Origin of the sequence: Pedobacter ghigonis (assembly GCF_903166585.1) — a bacterium.
Lineage (GTDB): Bacteria > Bacteroidota > Bacteroidia > Sphingobacteriales > Sphingobacteriaceae > Pedobacter > Pedobacter ghigonis.
In genome coordinates this window covers 79,994-102,029 of record NZ_CAESCM010000020.1, presented here as the reverse complement: position 1 = coordinate 102,029, position 22,036 = coordinate 79,994, and the positions used below count along the sequence as shown (strand labels likewise).

Genomic DNA, 22,036 nt, shown 5'->3' with positions numbered 1-22,036 from the left:
GAGGTGGAAAACGAAGTAAATTGTTAGAGCAGCCATTAAAAATGAACTGCCCTAATGAAGCTAGCTTAGAGCTGCCTTGGACTACAAAATTAAAAATTAATTTGGATATCAACACAGAATCTCCGTGGCAAAAAACTCAAGGCAAAAAAATGCCCGGCTATGAACCAGGCAATCACTTTATAATAAAAAATAAATTAAGCCGTGTACTTTTTAAATATCGTACTGGCGGTATGCCCTCCAAAACCAAAAGTATTGTTTAATACATAATTGATTTCTTTCTTAATTGGCTCGCCCAGAACAATATTTAAACCTTTCGGAATATTCTCATCCAGTTTTTTCGTATTGATCGTAGGTGGAACAATACCATCTCTGATTGCTAAAATACTGATCACACTTTCAATTGCGCCAGCTGCACCCAATAAGTGGCCAGTCATAGATTTGGTTGCTCCAATGATTACCGGTAAACCCTTAAAAACACGGTTGATAGCTTGTAGTTCACTTAAATCGCCTAAACCTGTAGAAGTAGCGTGCGCATTAATATAATCAATCTGATCAGCAGTAATTCCTGCATCCTTTAAAGCGCTGGTCATACCCAATCCTGCACCAACCCCATCAGGTGGTGTTCCGGTTAAATGATAAGCATCTCCTGCCATACCGCCACCAACAATTTCAGCATAAATATGTGCACCACGGCTAACAGCATGATCTAACTCTTCTAAAATCAAGGCTCCGGCACCTTCTCCCATCACAAATCCGTCGCGGTCTACATCGAAAGGTCGTGAAGCTCCTTTTGGATCATCATTTCTTTTTGATAAGGCCTGGGCAGCGTTAAATCCACCTACTGATGATTTGGTAATGGCAGCTTCCGAACCTCCGGCAATCATAATGGCTGCTTTACCCAAACGAATGGTATCAAAAGCATTAATAATAGCCGTGTTAGAAGAAGCACAAGCGGAAACGGTACAATAATTTGGACCGCGTAAACGGTGTCTGATCGAAATTACCCCTGCTGCGATATCCACAATCATTTTAGGGATAAAAAACGGGCTAAACCTCGGCGTGCCATCACCAGCATGGAATTCTTCAAGCTGCGCTTCAAAAGTACCGATACCCCCATTTCCGGTTGCCCAGATTACCCCAACTTCAGCCAGTTCATCATCGGTCATTGTACTAAAATCGAGGCCAGAATCGGTTATCGCCTGATCGCTTGAAGCGATTGCGTACTGCGTAAAAACGTCGTATTTTTTTATCTCCTTTTTATCCAGAAAGGTTTCGGCGTTAAAGTCTTTTACTTCGCTTGCAAACTGGGTTTTAAACTTTGAAGCATCAAATTTTGTAATCGGACCAACACCACTTTTGCCATCTAGTATCTGTTGCCAAAAGCTTTCAACGGTATTTCCTAGTGGGGTTATTGCGCCCAAACCTGTTACTACTACTCTTTTCATGTTAATTATTTATAGTCAATGCCTTTAAATCAGCTTGTAATTAAAGGCAAGCGCAAATCCGGGATTTACACTTATCGCGGCAAAAGTACTATTCCTGTAGCTAAAATTGATATGATAAATGTAAAGCCTGAATCCTTTTTGTTCCCGCTTATCTCCTGCTTGTTAAACAGATTCAATCCAGGCTTTTCGGTTTGCATTCATGACATTTAAGGCATCTGCCGGCGATTGTCTGTACAATTCGTAGATTTTTGCAGTATCGCCCACCCTGATTTCAAAATCATCGTTTGCCAAAGCAGCAATCAGCTCATCAGCTACCACACTTGGTTTTATACCGTTATGACCACCAATTTCTTTCGAGAATTCGGTATCAACCAGTGGCGGCATCAATTCGAAAACCTTAACCGGCGATCCTTCTAAACTTAACCTTAACGAAGTAGAATAAGAGTGTAAAGCTGCTTTACTGGCCGCATAGGTTGGCAAGGTAACCCCTGGTACATAAGCCACAATTGAGGAAACATTTACAATAGCTGCTGATTCCTGCCTGGTAAGCACAGGCAATAATTTCTGGTTCACCCTGATGATAGACAAATAATTGGTCAGCATTTCATCTGCTGCATTGGCATAAGCATCTTCATTATTATCGGCCAGGTTATACAGAATGGCCCTGCCAGCATTATTAATCACGATATTTAACTGCGGAAAATCGGCCTTAATGCGTGCAACCAAAGCGTCTACATCTTCGGCCTTGCTTACATCCGACAGGATGGTTGTAACATTACTTAACGATGCCGCTACAGCGTCTAAACGCTCCTGGTTCCTTCCGGTAACAATTACATGGTTATTTAAAGCAGTTAATTGTTTAGCAATTTCTAAACCGATACCGGCAGTACCACCGATTAATAAAACAGTATTTTGTGAAGTTTTCATTTTATATTTTTTTTAAAATTTTAAGATTAAACAAGTGCTCACGGCGTGAGCGTAAATGGTATTATTTTCGTCAAGCAACTGCGCTTCAACCAGGGCAGTACGCCCTCCAAGATTGATCACTTTAGCCCGGGTTTTTAATTTTCCGATTTTGATGGTAACCGCTTTCAGGAAATTTACTTTAAGTTCTAAGGTGGTGTAGCCCCTTCCGGCAGGTAAAAGCGAATGTACCGAACAGCCCATCGCCGAATCTAAAATGGCCGTAATTACACCACCATGCACCGTTCCGATGGGATTATAATGAAATTCCTGCGGGGTAAATTCGAAAACCACATTACCCTTTTCTATTTCAGTAACGCTAAAATCTAAAGTGTATAAAAGTGGTGGCAAGGGAAACTGATGATCGCTCATGGCTTGCAAATAAGCTATGCCATCCATCTTTGTAGCTTCCAGCGCACCTTTCATCGGGTCTTCCCAGGTTATTTCTTTAGTTCGTTTCATTATTAAATACCAATCGGTATATTTTTAATTAAAAAAAATGTTGTGATCGTTCAATATCCCAACAAAAAATCTTTCATTTTTCAGCTTTAAACAAAGGCCATTGTCAAACACTCATCAATTGACAGCACAAATATATACCGATTGGTATATTTATTTGTCACCAGAAAATCTTTTTTTCTATAGACTACACCTATTCTGCGAAAACACCACCTTCTGCATAAAACGGGATTTCCATTTTAACGTTTGAATTTTGTAACTTTGATTTCATGAGCAAACCAGAAAGCATAGAAGATTTTTACAAAAACAAATTCAGTTTTCTACCCGAAAACCTGCAGAATGGCGTGGGTCACTTTAATGTTTTTAAACTGGAAGACTGCCTGAAAGAAGACGCCAGACCAATGAGCTATAACCGCCGGGATTACTATAAAGTTTCGCTGATCCGCGGCCACAATGTATATCACTACGCAGATAAAAGTGTAGAGATAAATGGCACTGCATTGATATTTTTCAACCCGCTTGTTCCTTACACCTGGGAATTGGCGAGCGGGCAAAAAAGCGATGTTACCGGTTTCTTTTGCATTTTTACGGAATCCTTTTTTAAAGAAAAAATCCGTGGTAACATTGGCGATTTACCCATGTTTATACCCGGCGGCAAGCCAGCTTACATTTTAAATGAAGCACAGGAAGCACATGTAGAAAGCATCTTTTCGAAAATGTTTGAAGAGATTAATACCGATTACGTGTATAAATACGACCTGTTAAGGAACTACATTACCGAGATTACGCACTTTGCCTTAAAAACACAGCCTTCGGAAGCTTTATTTAAACATGTAGATGCAAACAGCCGGATTACATCGGTATTTACCGAGCTGCTGGAACGCCAATTCCCAATCGAAAATACTACCCAGAGGTTAACCATGCGCTCGGCAAAAGATTACGCCTCGCAACTTTCGGTACATGTTAACCACCTTAACCGCGCCATTAAAGAAACTACAGGCAAAACCACTACCCATTACATTACCGAACGCTTACTAAGCGAGGCCAAAGCCTTATTGAAGCATACCGACTGGAATATTTCGGAAATTGGTTACTGCCTGGGCTTTGAAGAGCCTACCCATTTTAATAACTTTTTCAAAAAATTAACCAACCACACCCCTACTTCTTACCGAATTGTTTGAATTTCGTAATCATCGGTTTGAATCATGTAATATGTAGCATGCCTCTTGTCTGTAATTTTGTCTAAACAAAAAAAGATAAAATTATGGACAAGAAAAAAGTTTGGTTTATTACCGGAGCTTCTAAAGGCTTAGGATTAAGTTTGGTTCATCAATTGTTAAAAGCCGGCCAATATGTTGCAGCCACTTCGAGAAATATTGACGAACTTAAGCAGGCAGTAGCTACTGATTCGAAAAAATTCCTTGCGCTTTCGGTTAATCTCTCAGACGAACAAAGTGTAGAAAAAGCCATTAAAGCAACTGTCACCCAGTTCGAACGCATTGATGTGATTATCAATAATGCTGGTTATGGTATTGGCGGCAGTATTGAAGAACTTAGCGATGCAGAAACCCGCAACAGTTTCGACATAAATGTTTTCGGCACTTTAAATGTTATCAGAAAAGCTTCTCCTTATTTAAGGGCACAGCGTTCAGGGCATATCATCAATATTTCTTCAATTGCCGGTATTACAGGTGCAACTGGCTGGGCGATATACGCTGCTGCTAAATCGGCCGTAATTTCCCTATCCGAGATATTGGCCGAAGATCTTAAAGATTTTGGCGTTAAAGTTACCGTAGTTGCACCTGGTGCATTCAGAACCAGTTTCTTAACCGCCGATTCTTTGACACTGGCTGCTAATCCAATTGCCGAATATGCGGCAGTAAGGGAAACACATGCCCGGTATTTAAAAATGGATGGTCAGCAAATCGGCGATCCGGAAAAAGCAGCAGCAGCCATGATTTCGCTTGCCAGCATGCCCAACCCACCATTGCACTTATTATTGGGCAGAGATGCATTTGACCGTGCTACAGCCAAAATTGAAGCATTAAGCAAAGAAATTAATGAGTGGAAACCTATTTCTATCTCAACCGATTTCGATCAGTAAACCCTATTTAAAATTTAAGAAAAAGATTATGGACATCCAAAAAGTATGGTTTGTAACCGGCGCATCAAAAGGCCTGGGACTAACCTTAGTAAAAAAATTATTGGGCAATGAATATCATGTTGCAGCAACTTCGAGAAATTTAAGCGATTTGTCAAAAGCAGTTGGTGAGCACGAGAACTTTTTACCCTTAGCAGTAGATTTAATCAACGAAGGCAGCGTAGAAGCGGCGATCAGCCAAACCATTAGCAAATTTGGCCGTGTAGATGTAGTAGTTAACAATGCAGGCTACGGTATGCTGGGAGCGCTTGAAGAGTTAAGCGACAAAGAATCACGTGAGAATTTCGACATTAACGTATTCGGCTCACTGAATGTGATTAGAAAAGTTTTGCCGCAAATGCGCAAACAACAATCGGGGCATATTTTCAATATCTCATCAATCGGTGGTTTCTCCGGAAATTTCCCTGGATTTGGCATCTATTGCGCTACTAAATTTGCTGTAGCCGGCTTTACTGAATCGCTGGCAGCAGAAGTAAAATCGCAAGGCATTAAGGCAACAGTAGTAGAACCGGGTTATTTCAGGACAGAATTCCTAAACGCAAGCTCCTTGGCTGTTCCGGCAAACCCGATCGATGCCTACAAGGAAGTGCGCGATTCGCAGGCTATGCACCAGAACGATATCAACAACCAGCAACCTGGCGACCCAGCCAAAGCTGCTGAAGTAATGATTGAAGCCGCCAAAAGCGAAAATCCACCATTACATTTATTCCTGGGCCCTGATGCCTATCAGGTTGCAGAAGCAAAAATAACGGATGTACAAAGGGATATGGCCAACTGGAAATATCTGGCTACAGCTACGAATTTCGAAGTAGTTAATGCTTAATATTTAGAAGTACCGTAATTGCGAGAAGGCTTTTTGAGCCAGCGAAGAGGTAGGACCATAAAATAGATTGTTAACCTGAGTTTGAATTTATTTCATAAAAATCAGTATTAATGACAGCCACTTCAGGGTCGTCATTTCGAGCGAAGTGCAACGTAGCCGAGAACCACTAAGTGCTCAGCGAAGCTAAATCTTTAAAGATAGATTTCTCCCCGCCTGTACGGGCAGGCGTTTCGCGCCGGTGAAAAACCAGCTGGCTTCAGTCGAAATGACGATTCTTCTGTTTTTGGATTAGTGCTTTATCACCTATAAATTTAGACTGTTGCGATATAGTAGTTTATCAAACAAAATAGCAACTACTGGGTTGATAAAGAATTAGATGATATATTTATATAATCATATTCTAAATTAGTAACCAGGCAAAATCTATTATGTGGAAATTCTATGCCATACTATCAGCTTTATTCGCGGCAGCAACTGCTATCCTGGCCAAAATAGGCCTTAAAGGTGTAAATGGAAATGTAGCTACCGCCATCAGAACCATTGTAATTTTATTTATCGCCTGGGGAATTGTTCTGGCAACCGGAGAAATTACCCAGCTCAAAACATTGAGCAAAAACAATCTCCTGTTTTTAGGATTATCCGGATTGGCTACCGGCCTTTCATGGATTTTTTATTTCAAAGCGCTTGAAACCGGAAATGTTTCTAAAGTTGCACCAATTGACAAACTTAGTGTAGCTATAGCCATGGGACTTGCATTTTTAATTTTAAAAGAACCCATTGATGCTAAAACACTTATTGGCGGCGGACTTATCGTTGCCGGAAGCATAGTGATTTTGCTGTAAATCTTATTTCTCCAACATTTTCATCAGGAACTTCTATCAATAACAAAAAAAAACCGCTGACTAAATACATAGCCAACGGTTCAACATTATATAGGGATGAGTAATTACTTTTTTGGTTTTGCGCTCATATAGAAAGTAAGCTTACCTCCATTGGTAATATCTGCATGTTTAATTTTATGATCGGTGATTTCCTTTCCGTTCAATAAAACCTTTTCTACATACACATTTTTATCACTTTGCTTAATGGCTTCGACAGTAAAGGTTTTGCCGTTTTCTAAATTAAGTACCGCTTGGTTAACTAGCGGGCTACCCAACGAATACACATCAGAACCAGGTGCAACCGGATAAAAACCCAGCGAAGAGAACATGTACCAGGCACTCATTTGTCCGCAATCGTCATTTCCACCCAAACCATCAGCGGTAGGTTTATACTGCATGTTTAAAATGTGGCGTACCTGAGCCTGTGTTTTCCAGGGCTGATCGGCCCAGTTGTATAGGTAAGCAATGTGATGTGCCGGCTCATTTCCGTGAACATAACCGCCAATAATGCCCTCGCGGGTAATATCTTCAGTGTGTGCGAAAAACTCGTCAGGCAAATGCATGGTAAATAAAGTATCCAGGCGCGTTGCAAATTTCTTTTTACCACCCATCATTTCAATCAGTGTAGCCGGATCTTGTGGTACAAAGAAACTGTAGTTCCAGCTATTCCCTTCAATAAAGCCCTGTCCTTCTGTATCTTTCGGATCGAATTGTTTTTTAAAGGTGCCATCGGCCAGTTTAGGGCGCATAAATCCTGTGGCGCTATCATAGTTATTTTTCCAGTTGTTAGAACGTTTAATAAATTCATCATAAACATCCATACGGCTCAGTTTCTTAGCCAGTTGGGCAATAGACCAGTCATCGTAAGAATACTCCAGATTGTTAGAAACAGAGATACCCGATTTTTCGGCAGGAATGTACCCCTTATCCATATAGTAACCAATACCTTCGTAATCGCGGTGCTTTGCTGTAGCTATACAAGCATCCAGGGCTTTATTCGCATCGCCGGTATAGGTACCTTTAATAATGGCATCAGAAATAACCGAAACGCTATGGTAACCACTCATACACCAGTTATCGTTAGCATAATGCGACCATATTGGCAACATGTGCAAACTGCTTTGATCGTAATGAGCAAGCATCGATTTTACCATGTCGTTACTTCGGCCTGGCTGTGTAATGTTAAAGAATGGATGCAATGCCCGGTAAGTATCCCAAAGTGAAAAAGTAGTGTAATTGGTAAAACCATCAGCTTTATGCACCCCCTGATCTAAACCTTTATATTCGCCGTTAACATCGGTGTAGGTTGTAGGGTTAATGTAAGCGTGATATAAAGCAGTATAAAAATTTATTTTATTATCATTAGAAGTAGTTACCTGCACTTTATTCAATTCCTTGTTCCAGTTAGCCTGCGCCTGTGCTTTAACTTTTTCGAAATCCCAGCCCGAAATTTCGGCACGCATGTTCTGCAAGGCATTTTCCTGGCTAACCGGCGAAAGTGCAAACTTAATTTTCACCTTCTCTCCTTCCTGCGTATCAAAATCGAAGAACATTTTCAACTTTTTACCCGCAATTTCAGGGAAGTTCTGTTCCTGGTTAAATTTACCCCAGAATCCGCGGTAAGCTTGTTTGGCATCGTAGCTTTTGCGACCGTAGCTTTTAAAAGGCTTAGAAAAACTCATGGCAAAATATACCGTTCTGGTTCTGGCCCAGCCGTAAGTTTGGCGGTAACCTGTAACCAGGGTATCGTTTACCACACGAACATAAGTCCAAACGGTTTTATCTTCGTAGTTATAAATACCCGCCATTAAATCTAAGATAATGTGCGATTGATCTGACTTAGGGAAAGTATATTGATGCATCCCCACGCGTGTGGTCGAAGTTAGCTCTGCAGTGATGTTATCATCATCAAGCTTCACTTTGTAATAACCTGCTTCGGCCACTTCGTTTGCATGCGAAAAAGCCGAACGGTAACCACCTTTAGGATTCGATGCAGTACCCGGATTTAACTGTAACTTGCCCTGGGTTGGCATAATTAAAAAATCGCCCAGATCAGAATGCCCGGTTCCGCTAAAATGGGTGTGGCTAAATCCGGTAATGGTTTTATCTTCATATTTATAACCAGCACAATACTTGTACACATCGCCATTGTACTTACCGTTTACTTCGTAAGATAAAGTATCGGTTTCGGGACTTAACTGTACTGCACCAAAAGGAACAGTTGCACCTGGATAGGTATGCCCCATTTTTGAAGTACCAATAATCGGCTTAACATACTGCACCAGATTCTGCTGTGCCGAGGCAACCATGCCTGAAAGCAAAAGACAGGGCAGCATAACTTTTTTAATCATATCCGTTTTGAGATTAGCTTGTTTTCTTTAAAATTCTAAGGTAGAAATTTATCTTCAAATATGCACAAATAACCAGACTAAAACGTTTAAGTAAAACAAAAAATACATTTTATATGGTTTAAATTTAGAGAAACCGGCTTATTGGTTAACCGGTTAATTATCCATGCTTATTAACAGGAGTTAATCCCAACAATCAGGCAATTCAACAATAGAACATATCTAGTTTATTGGCTAAACGGTTAATTGTTCAAACTGGTTAACAGGAGGTAATCCCAACAATCAGGCAATTTAACAATAGCACAATTTCTATTTTATGAATTTCACAAGCTAAAGCTTTTTACAAGTAACTGACTTCCTTTAAACAATTTCAGCTAAATAAACCTTATTTTTGCATCCTATATTTTTAAAATGAGTAAACACGGTAGAATTCTGGTTGCCATGAGTGGCGGGGTTGATAGTTCGGTAGCGGCTGTAATGTTGCATGAGCAAGGTTACGAGGTGATTGGATTAACCATGAAGACCTGGGACTATGCCAGCTCTGGAGGTAGCAGCAAGGAAACTGGTTGCTGCTCTTTAGATAGTATTAACGATGCCCGTACGCTTGCTGTAAACTATGGTTTTCCGCATTATATACTGGATATCAGAGACGAATTTGGCGATTATGTAATCGATAATTTTGTAGATGAATACCTGGCTGGAAGAACGCCAAACCCATGTGTATTGTGTAACACGCACATTAAATGGGAAGCTTTATTAAAACGTGCCAATAAACTCGACTGCGAATTTATTGCAACAGGGCATTATGCTAATATCCGCCAGCAAGATAGCGGCCGTTATGTAATTTCGAAAGGAAAAGACGAAAATAAAGATCAGTCGTACGTATTGTGGGGTGTTTCGCAAGAAAACCTTTCGCGCACCAAATTTCCTTTGGGCAGCTTTGCCAAATCTGAAATCAGGCAAATGGCTTTAGATATGGGTCAGGAAGAGTTGGCTAAAAAATCAGAGAGTTACGAAATTTGTTTCGTTCCGGATAACGACTACAGGGCTTTCTTGAAACATAAAGTAGAAGATTTAGAAGACCGGGTTGCAGGTGGTAATTTCATCCTGAGCAACGGTATGGTGGTAGGCCAGCACAAAGGCTACCCTTTTTATACCATTGGCCAGCGTAAAGGTCTGGGTGTTGCTTTTGGCGAACCCATGTTTGTAACGCAGATCCTACCCGAAAGCAATACGGTAGTTTTGGGCAAAGCCGAAGAACTGGAGCGCCGCGAAGCGATGGTACGGAATATTAACCTGATTAAATACGCCAGCATTGAAGAACCGATGAGCGATATCATCACCAAAATACGCTACAAAGATGCAGGGATGCTGAGTACAATTGTGCAGGAAAAAGACAAAATGCGTGTGGTATTCGATCACAATGTATCGGCTATTGCACCCGGCCAATCGGCAGTGTTTTACGAAGGAAACGATTTATTGGGTGGTGGATTTTTAATTTAACAGGATCGTCATGCTGAATTTATTTCAGCACCTCTTTTTTTACAGTTCCTTAAATAAATCCAATGGCTATAGGATTTATTTAAGGAACTCTTTTATTTATGAGACCCTGAAATGAATTCAGGGTAACGGTTGAAATGGAGATAATTACTCACTCCCCTTAAAAACATTTAGGGTAGCTGTTTTCCAATGAATATATCCTAAATCACCGCACACCTGGGCAACAAAATGCTCAACATCTTCGGGTACATCGTTTACCACGCGCCACCTGATTTTGTACTTGGGGTTATAACTCATGTAAACCACTAAATCATCACTACGCTGCCCTACTGAATGCAAAGATTGCAGGTGAATATCCTGTAAATCTGCAGCGGCTATTTTTAATCTTTCATTCATGATTTTCCCTAATGAAAGATCGGGTCTGAAATCTGTTTCAAATATGGCTAAAACGGTAACGGTCATAAAAAATAAATATATCAGCAAACAAACGAAGCCATCAGCTTTTTGTTTAAAATAATTACACACCATACGTTGGGTTTCAACATCTGCCTAACGTATTTTCGGTTTCTCCAAAAGCAAATCTATACTAAAAAATTTAGTATCAAAATTTATTCTCACATTTTTTTCAGTTAAACTAAAAATTAGATACAGCCATGACAAGGGCATTTACAAACGTTAATAACCCTGTAATTGTGCACAACTATTTTAAACATCTGATACCTAGACTGGTTATCTAATTTAAAAGGAGGACTTATGAAAAAGTGCATTTATGTTGTAGAAGATAATCCAAATATCAGGGAGATTATAGAATTTCTGCTGATTGAAGAACTTTACGAAGTAAAAACCTGTCCCAACACTAACGATTTCTGGTTACAAATGAATAAACACCTGCCGGATATGGTGATTTTAGACGTAATGCTTCCTGATGGCAACGGACTGGATATCTGCAATACTTTAAAAAGAAATATTAAAACGCACAACATCCCGGTCATGATGATGTCGGCCAATAACCACTTAAACACAGTTAAAGCCAAATGCGATGCAGAAGATTTTATTAATAAACCTTTCGACCTGAACGATTTTGCCGAAAGAATAGAAAAACACCTGCTGAATTAAATTTTGTATTTCAACAGCGGTAAACCTGCCGCTGTTGAAATCAATTAACTATACTGCTATTGCTGCAACGGCTTTATCTAAAGCCTCATCTTTCAGATTTGGCAAACTTAAGCCTTCTACCCTGTAAGCGGTAACATCTACCATCCCAAGAAAGCCCAACACCGATCTCATATACGATTCTGTAAAATCGTAAGCTTTCATAGGCCCGTCTGAATATACACCGCCTGATGAAATGGCCAGATAAACCTTTTTACCTTTTACCAATCCCTCTGGACCATTTTCCGAATAGCTGAATGTTTGGCCGGCACGCGCCACGTGATCGATCCAGGCCTTTAAAGTAGAGTGGATCCCAAAGTTGTACATGGGCACGCCAATTACAATGGCATCAGCAGCTTTAAGCTCAGCAATTGATTCGTTAGAATGTTGCACCGCTTCGGCCAGTTGCGAGGTATGGTTTTCGGCCGGCGTAAAGAAAGAGTTGATATGCACCTCTTCTAAATGTGGGAAGGGCGTATTGGTAAGATTGCGGATACTTACCGTGCTACCCGGATTTGCAGCCTGTAACTTCTCTACAATCGCATCTCCTAACTTCACACTGAAAGATGCTTCGCCTCTTGGGCTTGATATTAAATGTAATATTTTCATTTTTTGCCTTTATTTATGTCTGGCAAAATTATATACACCGGCTATCAAAAAGTTATTACTATACCAAAGGATAGCGCTATCCTTTGGTATAGTAACAGCAGCAAAGTACCCATAAACAGATACAACCCTGATGGTTTAACATTTTAATTTTATGTAAACTTAATCCAGCCTCAACCTGTTTTAATCATAAAGAAAATGCCATGGAAAATCAGGAAAACAATCAGCCAGAAGAAGAAATTCAAAATATCGACCAGTTTCAGATCAACCGTTCGCAGGGAAATGCCGCCGAAGGCCATCCAGCTGCTCAACCAAACGATGAAGAATATACGGAAGATGAAGTGCAGTTTGCCGATGGCGAAGGCACGCGACTGAATGAACAAATTAATGGTCCGGACGATGAGGATGATGATGAAGACGAAGAAGAAACTGATGATTACAATGAATCAGACATTGAAGAACTCGACAACGATCCCAATGCGTACGATAAAGATGATAGCGAAATGCTATAAACCAGATGCAGTTAAAATGCCAGATTGATAATCAGTCTGGCGTTTTCTTTATCTAAACAACGATGAGCCACAATATTTACAAAACAAAGCGTCGCTGTCATGCCCTTCCCTGCTACAACCCGGGCACGATTCGGGCAATTCCTTTTTATGTCTGGCAGCCATGGCTATATCGTGCGTTATAATACCCGTAGGGACGGCAATAATGGCATAACCAATTAACATCACAACCGAGGCCACGAATTTACCCAGTGGCGTAATGGGCGAAATATCACCATAACCTACTGTTGTAATGGTAACAATGGCCCAATAAATACTTTCCGGGATATTTGAAAAACCATTTTCGCGCTGCTCTACCAGGTACATTACCGAACCGAGTATTACAGTAATGGTTAAAACCGTTAGTAAGAAGATACTGATTTTCCGGATGCTGTTTTTTAAGGCCGTTGTTAAAAAATTAATCTCTGTTAAAAAATGTCCGAGTTTAAAAATCCTGAAAACCCGCAATAAACGCAGTGCCCTGAATACCAGTAAAGATTGTGCGCCCACAAAGAAAATGCTTAGATAAGAAGGCAGTAATGCGATCATATCAATAATGCCAAGCGGACTAAACACATACCTCAATGGTTTACGGATACTTATGAGCCGCAAAATGTATTCGACAGTGAAAAGTGCGGCAAAGCCCCATTCCATCACATTAAAAAGCTTGCCGTAGTGCTGATGGATACTCACCACACTATCGAGCATTACCACAATAATACTCGAAAAAATAGCGATCAGCAGCCCTACGTCGAAGGCCTTACCGGCCGGCGTATTCGATTCATAAATAATTTCGTGCAATTTAAAACGCCAACCTTTCGAACGATCTGATGCCATGTAAGCTTTTTTGACTAAGATACAGAATTAACCATTAACCACTTCGCCACCGTTTACATGAATTACCTGGCCAGTGATATAAGAAGCATCATCAGAAGCGAGAAATACATAAGCAGGTCCGAGTTCTGAAGGTTGCCCTGCCCTTTCCATAGCCGTTTCGCTTCCAAACGATTTAATTTTTTCCTTATCGAAAGTAGCTACAATTAGCGGTGTCCAAACCGGGCCAGGCGCTACTGCATTAACACGAATACCACTTTTCGCCAAATTGGTGGCCAGCGAGCGGGTAAAAGAAGTAATTGCCCCTTTAGTTGAAGAATAATCAATCAGGTTTGGCGATGAACGGTAAGCTGTAACCGAAGTGGTATTGATGATGGTATCGCCGGCACTAAAATATTCCAGTACTTCGTTGGCAAAATAAAAATAACCATATATATTGGTACGAAAAGTCTCGTCAAGTTGTTTATGATCAATTTTGTTTGGATCTTTTTGCGGCACCTGTATAGCCGCATTGTTCACCAGGATATTTATTTTACCGAACTTTTTAATTACCGCATCAACTGCTTTTTTACAAAATAAAGGCTTTTTTACATCTCCTTTTATCAATAAACAGCTTTTCCCTGCTTTCTCTACCATTTTTCGGGTTTCTTTGGCATCTATATCCTCATTTAAATATACAATGGCAATATCTGCGCCCTCCATTGCAAAATGAACAGCAACTGCCCGCCCGATACCGCTATCGCCACCTGTTATTAAAGCAACTTTACCATCGAGTTTGGCTGCCGCTTTGTAACCCGCTTTTATTACTTCTGGTTTAGGGTTCATTTTAGCTTCTATACCAGGTTGTTTATTTTGCTTTGCAGGTGTTTTTTGAGTTTTCATAGCTAATATTTCGGGTTAAACTTCTCTTTCATAACAAACAAGCTTAAGAACTGCAAAGTTTTACAGTCAAAAATTTAAACTGAAGAAACAAGCGTTCAACTTTTCAGCACCTGCATTCGTACATGGTAATTTAGCTTAATCATTTGCTCATATCCGATTATTTTGATCAGATATAGCTCATTAAATTAGCTCTCTATATCCTAACCAAAAGACCCACACAATGAAGAAAACAATTTTACTCACGCTCCTCTCGCTCAATTTGGCCTTAACAGGATCTGCGCAAAAACGATTGAGCAAAGAAACTGCCGAAGAAAAAACCAGAAGAATGGAATGGTGGACAGATGCCCGCTTTGGCATGTTTATACACTGGGGCTTATATGCACTACCTGCCCGTCACGAATGGGTGAGAAATTATGAGCACATTACCAATGAAAACTACCAAAAATATTTTGATCAGTTTAACCCCGATTTATTTAACCCAAAGCAGTGGGCAAAAGAAGCTAAGGCTGCTGGCATGAAATACGCTGTTTTAACGACCAAGCACCACGAGGGTTTTACACTGTTTGATAGTAAATACACCGATTATAAAGCAACCAACACACCGGCCAAAAGAGATTTGGTAAGAGAATTTGTGGATGCTTTCCGTGCAGAAGGTATAAAAATTGGTTTCTATTATTCGCTTATCGACTGGCACCACCCCGACTTTACGGTAGATAAGGTTCACCCTTTACGACCTGAAAAAGATTCAGAAGAAGCATATGCAGCCCTAAATAAAGGCAGAGATATGGCCAAATACCGTAAATATATGTACGATCAGGTAACCGAACTCCTGACCAAATATGGTAAAATAGATATCCTTTGGGCCGATTTCTCTTATCCGGGTAAATATGGCAAAGGTAAAGACGACTGGGGATCGGTTGAATTATATAAACAAATCAGAAAGCTGCAGCCGGGCATTATTATCGATAACCGCTTAGATTTAAATGATTACGAAGATGGCACCGATTTTGAAACTCCTGAACAGGTTGGGCCAAAAGAACTGGAAAAATATCGTGGTAAAGTATGGGAAACCTGCCAAACCTTTTCAGGATCATGGGGCTACCACCGCGACGAAAATACCTGGAAAAGCAACAGAAAACTACTAGACCTGTTAATTACATCGGTAGCCAATGGTGGTAATTTATTGTTAAATGTAGGGCCAACTGCCCGCGGCGAATTTGATTACAGAGCAGAAACGGCATTAGACAGTTTAAGTATATGGATGCATTCCAATTCGAAATCAATTTACCACTGTACTTTTGCTCCAGCCGATTTTAAAGCAGCAGAAGGCACCAAACTTACCTACAACAAGGACACTAAACGTTTATACATCCACATGTTCGAATACCCGAACACCGGCAACATTGCTTTAGATGGTTATAAAGACAAAGTAAAATACGCACAGTTTTTACATGATAACTCTGAACTTCAGATAGATACCGAAAAATCGAAAGGTAATAGCCTGGTATTAAAACTACCGAAGAAAAAACCCAACTTCGAAATACCAGTAATTGAATTGATATTAAATTAACCCAATTAATTTTAATGATCGGGCCTGCAAGCTAAACCTTGCGGGCTTTTTTTTTAAACCCAATCCCCATCATCCATCTCACATCTTCCATCATATTTTACGCCGACAACAAATCCGACTGATGCAAAGCAGCATAAGCTTTTGCCTGTACCACATTACCTATAATAATAATAGCAGGATAAGTTAAACCAGCATCTTCAGCAGCTTCCTGCAGGTTATTAGCCAAACATACCACCTGTTTCTGATTGGGAAGTGTAGCATGCTGAATAATTGCAGCTGGCATGGTACCTAAACCTGCATCACAATAAGCTTTAGAAATTTCGGCAACCTTTTTCATACCCATATAAATAACTACAGTTGCAGAGCTCTTCATTGCACACTTTAAATCTTCGGTTAAACTTCCATCCTTTTTGGTACCGGTTAGTATCCAAACACTTTCGCTAATGCCGCGATGGGTTAAAGGAACATCAATAAAACCAGCCCCCTGCATACTGCTAATACCTGGAATATAGTGACATTTAATACCACGGGCTTCTGCATAAATCAATTCTTCGAAGCCACGACCGAAAATAAAGGGATCGCCACCTTTTAAACGGACTACTACCTTATATTGATGTGCATTTTCTACAATTAATTCATTTATTTTCTCTTGAGGAGTGTATTCTCCATATGGTTGCTTACCAACATAGATCATTTTACATGTTTTCGGTGCAATTTCAAGCAATTTTTCATTACTTAAGTTATCATATAATATAACTTCTGCTCTTTTCAACACATTAAATGCTTTCATAGTGATCAATTCCGGATCACCAGGACCTCCACCCATTATAAATACTCCAAAATCTACCGTTTTTTGATTCATAATTTTAATGTTTTAACTATTTAAATATAAAAGTGATGAAAATATATTAAAAAATTAAATATTTTATGATAAAAATCACAAAACAATAAGTTTTAATTCATTTTTAATCTATATTTGAATATCAAAAATCACAAAACAAACGAATAATGTATTTTTAAGGATAAAACAATCTTAAAAAGCACATAAAAAGAACCAAACAACTAAAAAACAATACCATAATCACAATATACCTTTAAGATTTATGAAAGAACCACAAATAATCGTAATCGGAAATGGAATGGTGGGATATAAGTTCTGCGAGAAACTGAGATCAAAAACATCTTCCTTTAATCTTATCCTTTTTGGAGAAGAACCCCGCAGAGCATACGACCGTGTTCACCTAAGCGAATACTTTAATGGTAAAACAGCAGACGATCTTTCGCTTTCTACCGAAAACTGGTACCAGGAACAAAACATTACACTCTTTTTAAACAATCCTGTAGTTAAAATAGATCGCGAACAACAAAAGGTATATACTGGCAATGGTTTAGACTACACTTATGATATATTGGTTTTTGCAACGGGCTCCGGCGCTTTTGTTCCGAATATCCCAGGTATAGAAAAAGAAGGTGTTTTTGTTTACCGCACCCTTGAAGACCTCGACCTGATTAGCGAATATGCAAAAAAAGCAAAAACAGCCTCAGTTATAGGTGGCGGCTTACTTGGTTTGGAAGCCGCAAAAGCACTAATAGATTTAGGAATCGACAAAACCAGTATCATCGAATTTGCTCCGCGCCTAATGCCCAGACAAATCGATGCCGCAGGTAGTGATATGCTAAAATCGAAATTAACTGACCTGGGCTTACAAATCCACTTAAATAAAAACACTTCTAATATTGAAGGCGAGGGTAAGATTACCGCATTAAAATTTACTGACGACACGGTATTAGAAGCCGACATGCTGGTTATATCGGCAGGTATTAAACCACGAGATGAACTGGCAAAAGCCTGTGGAATTGAAGTTGGTCCGCGCGGTGGTATTGTTGTAGACGAGAAAATGCAAACCAGCGACCCGGCAATATTTGCTATTGGCGAATGCGCCCTGTTTGATGGCATGATTTACGGATTGGTAGCACCTGGCTATGAAATGGCCGAAGTTTTAGCCACCAACCTGTGTGCAGGCAACAAAAACTTCAGCAGTTTCGACATGAGCACGAAACTGAAACTAATTGGTATAGATGTAGCCAGTTTTGGCGATAACTTTATTACCGAACCTGATTGCCGTACCATTATTTTCGAAAACAAGCACAAAGGTGTTTATAAAAGGATTAATGTAAGTAACGACGGACAATACCTTTTAGGCGGTATACTTATTGGAGATGCATCGGCCTATAATATGCTCTTACAAACGGCCATCAACAAAATTGCATTACCCGAAGACCCTGAAGAATTAATACTGGGGTCACGTGGTGGCAGCGAGCCGGCTGGTGCTGGCATTACGAGTTTGCCCGATAGCGCGTTGATTTGCAGCTGCGAGGGAGTTAGCAAAGGCGACATCTGCGCTTCTGTTACCAGCGGCGGGTGCGAAAATATAGATGATGTAAAAAAATGCACCAAAGCCGGTACAGGTTGCGGCGGTTGTATGCCAATGGTGAAAGATCTATTGAACTACACTTTAAAATCGCAAGGCAAATACATAAAAAATGTGATCTGCGAGCACTTTAACTACAGCAGACAGGAGCTTTACGACCTCATCCACATCCATGAGCTGAAAAGTTATGACGAAGTATTGAATGCTTTGGGCGAAAACGATGGTTGCGAGGTATGTAAACCATTGGTTTCATCAATCCTGGCCAGTCTTTGGAACGAAATGATCCTTAAAAAAGGAAACGATGTAGCTCAAGACAGTAATGACCGCTTTTTGGCCAACATCCAAAAAGGAGGCTCCTACTCTGTGGTACCACGCATACCTGGCGGAGAAATAACCCCTGAAAAACTAATCGTGATTGGCGAAGTAGCTCAAAAATACAACTTATACACCAAAATCACCGGCGGTCAGCGCATCGATTTGTTTGGTGCTCACCTGAACGATTTGCCTGTAATCTGGGAAGAACTGATTGCTGCAGGCTTCGAAAGCGGCCATGCTTATGGAAAAGGATTGAGAACGGTAAAAAGCTGTGTGGGCAGCACCTGGTGCCGTTTCGGATTGCACGATAGCGTTAGCTTTGCCATCCGCATTGAAGAAAGATACAGAGGCATACGCGCCCCACATAAATTTAAATCGGCAGTAAGTGGCTGTATCAGAGAATGCGCAGAGGCTCAAAGCAAAGATTTCGGCATTATTGCTACCGAAAAAGGCTGGAATTTATATGTGTGTGGTAACGGCGGCAGTAAACCGCAGCACGCACTCCTGCTTGCCACCGATTTAGATAGCGAAACCTGCATCAAATACATCGACAGGTTCCTGATGTTCTATATCCGCACAGCCGATCCGCTTACCAGAACCGCCACCTGGTTAAATAAAATGGAAGGCGGTATCGATTATCTACGCAACGTAGTGATCAACGATAGTCTGGGCATGGCCAAGCAATGGGAGCATGAAATTGAAAAACTGATCAGCTCTTACAAATGCGAGTGGAAAGAGGCGGTAGAAAACCCGGCAATCAGAAAACGTTTTTCTCATTTTGTGAATGCACCGGAAGAGAAAGATCCTTCGATCGAATTTGTAGAAATGCGCGGACAAAAAAGAACCGCTGAATGGAAAATAGTCTAACCAAATATAATCAACCAACAATTTTCAATTTAAACTTAATCTTATGACAGAAACAACAAACAACTGGTTAGCCGCATGTCGTGTTGAAGACGCAGTAGAAAATGGCGGGGTATGTGTAAAACACGGTGAAGAACAAATTGCGTTATTCTATTTTACGAGAAGAAATGAGTGGTATGCCACCCAAAATGAGTGTCCCCACAAAAAACAGATGGCTTTAAGCCGTGGAATGATTGGCTCTACTACCGACGAACCTAAGGTAGCATGCCCTTTCCACAAAAAAACGTTTTCGTTAAACACCGGCGAATGCTTAAGTGGCGATGAATGCGCCATAAAAACCTACCCGGTAAAAATAGAAAACGGAACTGTTTACGTTGGAACGGTACCTAAATCTTAAGCTACCTCATTAAGACAAACAACCTCATTTAAACTCAAACCGAACCAACATGAAACTTAATAATCGTGTAGCTTTTACAAGCTGCCTAGCACTTTCTTTGTTCTTTTTTTCAGCTAAATCACAAACAAAAGCTGTTTTATTTGAAGGCATATTAACCGCCGGATACGTAGATCATGGCGCTTTTATCAATTGCACCGGACCAAGCATCAAGTTTAGTAAAAAACCTTACACCATTTTACTCGGCATGTTACCGAGTTTAAGAATAAAGGAGGATAAAGTTGCCGCTGGTGCAACAAAAAATGCCGCCCTTACCCCTAACCTCGGTTTTGGCTTAACTGCAGCTTTCCGCCACCTTGCTATTCAGGTGCCTTTTTACTACAACACCAAAACAGCAACAAAAAACGGCGAATGGAACCCTGGTGTTGGCCTTGGCTATAAATTTTAATCCAACCATTAAATTGACCACGCTTAACTGAACATTATGACAACTAACCTTACCCCCAAACCGTTAGATAAACTGAATATATTTTCGCTTAAAGGCGTTCAGATGAAAACCTTCCACATTACCTGGCTTACCTTTTTCTTCTGCTTTTTTGCCTGGTTCGGAATGGCCCCACTGATGAAAATTGCCCGCGAGCAACTGCATTTAACCAAAGATCAGGTTGGCAATATCCAGATCGCCTCAGTATCAGCTACTATTATTGCACGCTTACTGATTGGAAGGCTGATTGATAAATTCGGCCCGAAACTCATTTATACCTGGCTACTGGTACTTTGTGCCATTCCGGTACTGTTAATTGGTACCAGTCAATCTTATACCTCCTTTTTGCTTTTCCGTTTAGCCATTGGCGTAATTGGCGCATCATTCGTAATTACACAATTCCATACCTCTATTATGTTTGCACCAAACATTAAAGGTACAGCTAATGCTACAGCAGGTGGTTTTGGCAATGCAGGTGGCGGTGCTGCAAATTTATTTATGCCGCTGATTGCCTCGGCATTAACCGCATTAGGTTTTTGCAGCACTGAAGATAGCTGGCGTTATGCCATGATTTTCCCTGGAGTAATGCTTTTAATCTGCGCTTTCTTATACAATCGCTACACGCTTGATAGTCCGCAGGGAGATTTTAAAAACATCAAAGACGAAAACATCAAAAGCACGCAAAACACTTTCCTGATTGCAGCAAAAGATTACCGTACCTGGATTTTAACCATTGCTTATGCAGCTTGTTTCGGTGTAGAAATTACGGTCGACAATTTTGCGCCGATTTTCTTTACCGATTCATTTGGTGCAACAATAGCTGTAGCAGGCATGGTTGCAGGTATTTTTGGCTGGATTAACATTTTTGCCCGCCCACTTGGTGGCATCGTGGCCGATAAAATAGGTAAAACCTGGGGCTTTGACGGCAAAACACTCCTTTTAGCCATACTATTACTTGTAGAAGGTGTTGGATTAATCTGGTTTGCCAAATCGGGCAATATCAGCATGGCTATTTTCATGATGTTTGTATTTGGCCTGAGCCTAAAAATGGCTAACGGAGCCACCTATAGTCTGGTTCCATTCATTAATCCGCTTGCTGTGGGCAGTGTGGCAGGTATTGTTGGGGCCGGTGGAAATATCGGTGCTATGTTAATTGCCTTCATGTTTAAAGCTAAAGCCGGCCATGCCTCAAAAAACATAGTCGAAAATGGCATTAACGTACATAAAGACTTAATTGATTACACAAGTGCATTTACCCTGCTGGGTTTCATCATTTTAGCCATAGGCGTTGCAGTATTTATTATCAGAACCATTATGGCTCAAAAAACTGTAGAAATTGATGAATTGGTACTTAGCACCGGTAAATAAAAACCTA

At 40.4% G+C, this 22,036-nt stretch carries 22 protein-coding genes; 13 read left to right on the top strand and 9 right to left on the bottom strand.

Features of this window, described 5'->3' with window-relative positions:
- Positions 1-260 (top strand): hypothetical protein (locus HWV58_RS24350; RefSeq protein ID WP_217707048.1); only part of this gene is annotated, 260 nt, incomplete at its 5' end.
- Here the strand turns inward: HWV58_RS24350 and fabF are convergent.
- The 3 genes from fabF to HWV58_RS22305 all read right to left on the bottom strand — a co-directional run bounded on the left by fabF (position 195) and on the right by HWV58_RS22305 (position 2,870).
- Positions 195-1,445 carry a beta-ketoacyl-ACP synthase II gene (gene fabF / locus HWV58_RS22315; RefSeq protein WP_175636212.1) on the bottom strand — a complete coding sequence of 417 codons (1,251 nt, stop codon included), beginning with the start codon at positions 1,443-1,445 and terminating at the stop codon, positions 195-197. The genes HWV58_RS24350 and fabF overlap by 66 nt on opposite strands.
- 162 nt (positions 1,446-1,607) lie before the next feature.
- On the bottom strand, positions 1,608-2,372 hold the full coding sequence (locus tag HWV58_RS22310; RefSeq protein ID WP_175636211.1) for an SDR family oxidoreductase: 765 nt from the start codon (positions 2,370-2,372) through the stop codon (positions 1,608-1,610).
- Between the two features lie 12 nt (positions 2,373-2,384).
- Positions 2,385-2,870, bottom strand: coding sequence for a PaaI family thioesterase (locus HWV58_RS22305; RefSeq protein ID WP_175636210.1), 486 nt, complete (start codon positions 2,868-2,870; stop codon positions 2,385-2,387).
- Positions 2,871-3,136: 266 nt separating this feature from the next.
- Here HWV58_RS22305 and HWV58_RS22300 point away from each other — a divergent pair, with 266 nt between their 5' ends.
- The 4 genes from HWV58_RS22300 to HWV58_RS22285 all read left to right on the top strand — a co-directional run bounded on the left by HWV58_RS22300 (position 3,137) and on the right by HWV58_RS22285 (position 6,693).
- Complete coding sequence (locus tag HWV58_RS22300) at positions 3,137-4,048, top strand: helix-turn-helix domain-containing protein (protein WP_175636209.1); 912 nt, start codon at positions 3,137-3,139, stop codon at positions 4,046-4,048.
- An 83-nt stretch (positions 4,049-4,131) separates the two neighbouring features.
- A complete protein-coding gene (locus HWV58_RS22295; protein WP_175636208.1) occupies positions 4,132-4,971 on the top strand; it encodes an SDR family NAD(P)-dependent oxidoreductase in 840 nt (279 codons plus the stop codon).
- On the top strand, positions 4,928-5,851 hold the full coding sequence (locus tag HWV58_RS22290; RefSeq protein WP_317174810.1) for an SDR family oxidoreductase: 924 nt from the start codon (positions 4,928-4,930) through the stop codon (positions 5,849-5,851). Before HWV58_RS22295 ends, HWV58_RS22290 begins: the two co-directional genes overlap by 44 nt.
- Before the next feature lie 428 nt (positions 5,852-6,279).
- Positions 6,280-6,693, top strand: coding sequence for an EamA family transporter (locus HWV58_RS22285; protein WP_175636207.1), 414 nt, complete (start codon positions 6,280-6,282; stop codon positions 6,691-6,693).
- 104 nt (positions 6,694-6,797) lie between these two features.
- Here HWV58_RS22285 and HWV58_RS22280 read toward each other — a convergent pair whose 3' ends face one another.
- Positions 6,798-9,083, bottom strand: coding sequence for a GH92 family glycosyl hydrolase (locus HWV58_RS22280; RefSeq protein ID WP_217707047.1), 2,286 nt, complete (start codon positions 9,081-9,083; stop codon positions 6,798-6,800).
- A gap of 408 nt (positions 9,084-9,491) precedes the next feature.
- Between HWV58_RS22280 and mnmA the strand changes: the two genes are divergently transcribed.
- Positions 9,492-10,583, top strand: coding sequence for a tRNA 2-thiouridine(34) synthase MnmA (gene mnmA, locus HWV58_RS22275; RefSeq protein ID WP_124559919.1), 1,092 nt, complete (start codon positions 9,492-9,494; stop codon positions 10,581-10,583).
- A 144-nt stretch (positions 10,584-10,727) separates the two neighbouring features.
- Here the strand turns inward: mnmA and HWV58_RS22270 are convergent, their stop codons facing one another.
- Complete coding sequence (locus HWV58_RS22270; protein WP_175636206.1) at positions 10,728-11,042, bottom strand: hypothetical protein; 315 nt, start codon at positions 11,040-11,042, stop codon at positions 10,728-10,730.
- A 291-nt stretch (positions 11,043-11,333) separates the two neighbouring features.
- On the opposite strand from HWV58_RS22270, the gene HWV58_RS22265 reads away from it, so the two are divergent.
- Complete coding sequence (locus HWV58_RS22265) at positions 11,334-11,696, top strand: response regulator transcription factor (protein WP_175636205.1); 363 nt, start codon at positions 11,334-11,336, stop codon at positions 11,694-11,696.
- Between the two features lie 48 nt (positions 11,697-11,744).
- On the opposite strand, the gene HWV58_RS22260 is transcribed toward HWV58_RS22265, so the two are convergent.
- Complete coding sequence (locus tag HWV58_RS22260) at positions 11,745-12,341, bottom strand: FMN-dependent NADH-azoreductase (RefSeq protein WP_175636204.1); 597 nt, start codon at positions 12,339-12,341, stop codon at positions 11,745-11,747.
- A gap of 200 nt (positions 12,342-12,541) precedes the next feature.
- Here HWV58_RS22260 and HWV58_RS22255 point away from each other — a divergent pair, with 200 nt between their 5' ends.
- Positions 12,542-12,850, top strand: a complete 309-nt coding sequence (locus tag HWV58_RS22255; protein ID WP_175636203.1) for a hypothetical protein — start codon at positions 12,542-12,544, stop codon at positions 12,848-12,850.
- 48 nt (positions 12,851-12,898) lie between these two features.
- On the opposite strand, the gene HWV58_RS22250 is transcribed toward HWV58_RS22255, so the two are convergent.
- Complete coding sequence (locus tag HWV58_RS22250) at positions 12,899-13,723, bottom strand: ion transporter (protein WP_175636202.1); 825 nt, start codon at positions 13,721-13,723, stop codon at positions 12,899-12,901.
- A 27-nt stretch (positions 13,724-13,750) separates the two neighbouring features.
- Positions 13,751-14,602, bottom strand: a complete 852-nt coding sequence (locus HWV58_RS22245; protein ID WP_175636201.1) for an SDR family oxidoreductase — start codon at positions 14,600-14,602, stop codon at positions 13,751-13,753.
- Positions 14,603-14,822: 220 nt separating this feature from the next.
- Between HWV58_RS22245 and HWV58_RS22240 the strand changes: the two genes are divergently transcribed.
- Positions 14,823-16,172 carry an alpha-L-fucosidase gene (locus HWV58_RS22240; protein WP_175636200.1) on the top strand — a complete coding sequence of 450 codons (1,350 nt, stop codon included), beginning with the start codon at positions 14,823-14,825 and terminating at the stop codon, positions 16,170-16,172.
- A gap of 97 nt (positions 16,173-16,269) precedes the next feature.
- On the opposite strand, the gene cobA is transcribed toward HWV58_RS22240, so the two are convergent.
- Entirely contained in the window at positions 16,270-17,034 is a 765-nt protein-coding gene (cobA, locus tag HWV58_RS22235) for a uroporphyrinogen-III C-methyltransferase (protein ID WP_175636199.1), read from the bottom strand.
- A gap of 241 nt (positions 17,035-17,275) precedes the next feature.
- Between cobA and nirB the strand changes: the two genes are divergently transcribed.
- The 4 genes from nirB to HWV58_RS22215 are packed head-to-tail and all read left to right on the top strand — an operon-like array spanning position 17,276 to position 22,029.
- A complete protein-coding gene (gene nirB, locus HWV58_RS22230) occupies positions 17,276-19,786 on the top strand; it encodes a nitrite reductase large subunit NirB (RefSeq protein WP_175636198.1) in 2,511 nt (836 codons plus the stop codon).
- Between the two features lie 43 nt (positions 19,787-19,829).
- Positions 19,830-20,180 (top strand): nitrite reductase small subunit NirD, encoded by a 351-nt coding sequence (gene nirD / locus HWV58_RS22225; RefSeq protein WP_175636197.1) that lies wholly within the window; start codon positions 19,830-19,832, stop codon positions 20,178-20,180.
- A gap of 49 nt (positions 20,181-20,229) precedes the next feature.
- On the top strand, positions 20,230-20,625 hold the full coding sequence (locus HWV58_RS22220; protein ID WP_235972799.1) for a hypothetical protein: 396 nt from the start codon (positions 20,230-20,232) through the stop codon (positions 20,623-20,625).
- A 36-nt stretch (positions 20,626-20,661) separates the two neighbouring features.
- Positions 20,662-22,029: an MFS transporter gene (locus tag HWV58_RS22215; protein ID WP_175636196.1), complete on the top strand. Its 1,368-nt coding sequence runs from the start codon at positions 20,662-20,664 to the stop codon at positions 22,027-22,029.
- Positions 22,030-22,036 lie beyond the last annotated feature (7 nt).

Coding starts and splice junctions, on each gene's coding strand:
- fabF (WP_175636212.1), bottom strand. CDS start 1,445: ATGAAAAGAGTAGTAGTAACAGGTTTGGGCGCAATAACCCCACTAGGA.
- HWV58_RS22310 (WP_175636211.1), bottom strand. CDS start 2,372: ATGAAAACTTCACAAAATACTGTTTTATTAATCGGTGGTACTGCCGGT.
- HWV58_RS22305 (WP_175636210.1), bottom strand. CDS start 2,870: ATGAAACGAACTAAAGAAATAACCTGGGAAGACCCGATGAAAGGTGCG.
- HWV58_RS22300 (WP_175636209.1), top strand. CDS start 3,137: ATGAGCAAACCAGAAAGCATAGAAGATTTTTACAAAAACAAATTCAGT.
- HWV58_RS22295 (WP_175636208.1), top strand. CDS start 4,132: ATGGACAAGAAAAAAGTTTGGTTTATTACCGGAGCTTCTAAAGGCTTA.
- HWV58_RS22290 (WP_317174810.1), top strand. CDS start 4,928: ATGAGTGGAAACCTATTTCTATCTCAACCGATTTCGATCAGTAAACCC.
- HWV58_RS22285 (WP_175636207.1), top strand. CDS start 6,280: ATGTGGAAATTCTATGCCATACTATCAGCTTTATTCGCGGCAGCAACT.
- HWV58_RS22280 (WP_217707047.1), bottom strand. CDS start 9,083: ATGATTAAAAAAGTTATGCTGCCCTGTCTTTTGCTTTCAGGCATGGTT.
- mnmA (WP_124559919.1), top strand. CDS start 9,492: ATGAGTAAACACGGTAGAATTCTGGTTGCCATGAGTGGCGGGGTTGAT.
- HWV58_RS22270 (WP_175636206.1), bottom strand. CDS start 11,042: ATGACCGTTACCGTTTTAGCCATATTTGAAACAGATTTCAGACCCGAT.
- HWV58_RS22265 (WP_175636205.1), top strand. CDS start 11,334: ATGAAAAAGTGCATTTATGTTGTAGAAGATAATCCAAATATCAGGGAG.
- HWV58_RS22260 (WP_175636204.1), bottom strand. CDS start 12,341: ATGAAAATATTACATTTAATATCAAGCCCAAGAGGCGAAGCATCTTTC.
- HWV58_RS22255 (WP_175636203.1), top strand. CDS start 12,542: ATGGAAAATCAGGAAAACAATCAGCCAGAAGAAGAAATTCAAAATATC.
- HWV58_RS22250 (WP_175636202.1), bottom strand. CDS start 13,723: ATGGCATCAGATCGTTCGAAAGGTTGGCGTTTTAAATTGCACGAAATT.
- HWV58_RS22245 (WP_175636201.1), bottom strand. CDS start 14,602: ATGAAAACTCAAAAAACACCTGCAAAGCAAAATAAACAACCTGGTATA.
- HWV58_RS22240 (WP_175636200.1), top strand. CDS start 14,823: ATGAAGAAAACAATTTTACTCACGCTCCTCTCGCTCAATTTGGCCTTA.
- cobA (WP_175636199.1), bottom strand. CDS start 17,034: ATGAATCAAAAAACGGTAGATTTTGGAGTATTTATAATGGGTGGAGGT.
- nirB (WP_175636198.1), top strand. CDS start 17,276: ATGAAAGAACCACAAATAATCGTAATCGGAAATGGAATGGTGGGATAT.
- nirD (WP_175636197.1), top strand. CDS start 19,830: ATGACAGAAACAACAAACAACTGGTTAGCCGCATGTCGTGTTGAAGAC.
- HWV58_RS22220 (WP_235972799.1), top strand. CDS start 20,230: ATGAAACTTAATAATCGTGTAGCTTTTACAAGCTGCCTAGCACTTTCT.
- HWV58_RS22215 (WP_175636196.1), top strand. CDS start 20,662: ATGACAACTAACCTTACCCCCAAACCGTTAGATAAACTGAATATATTT.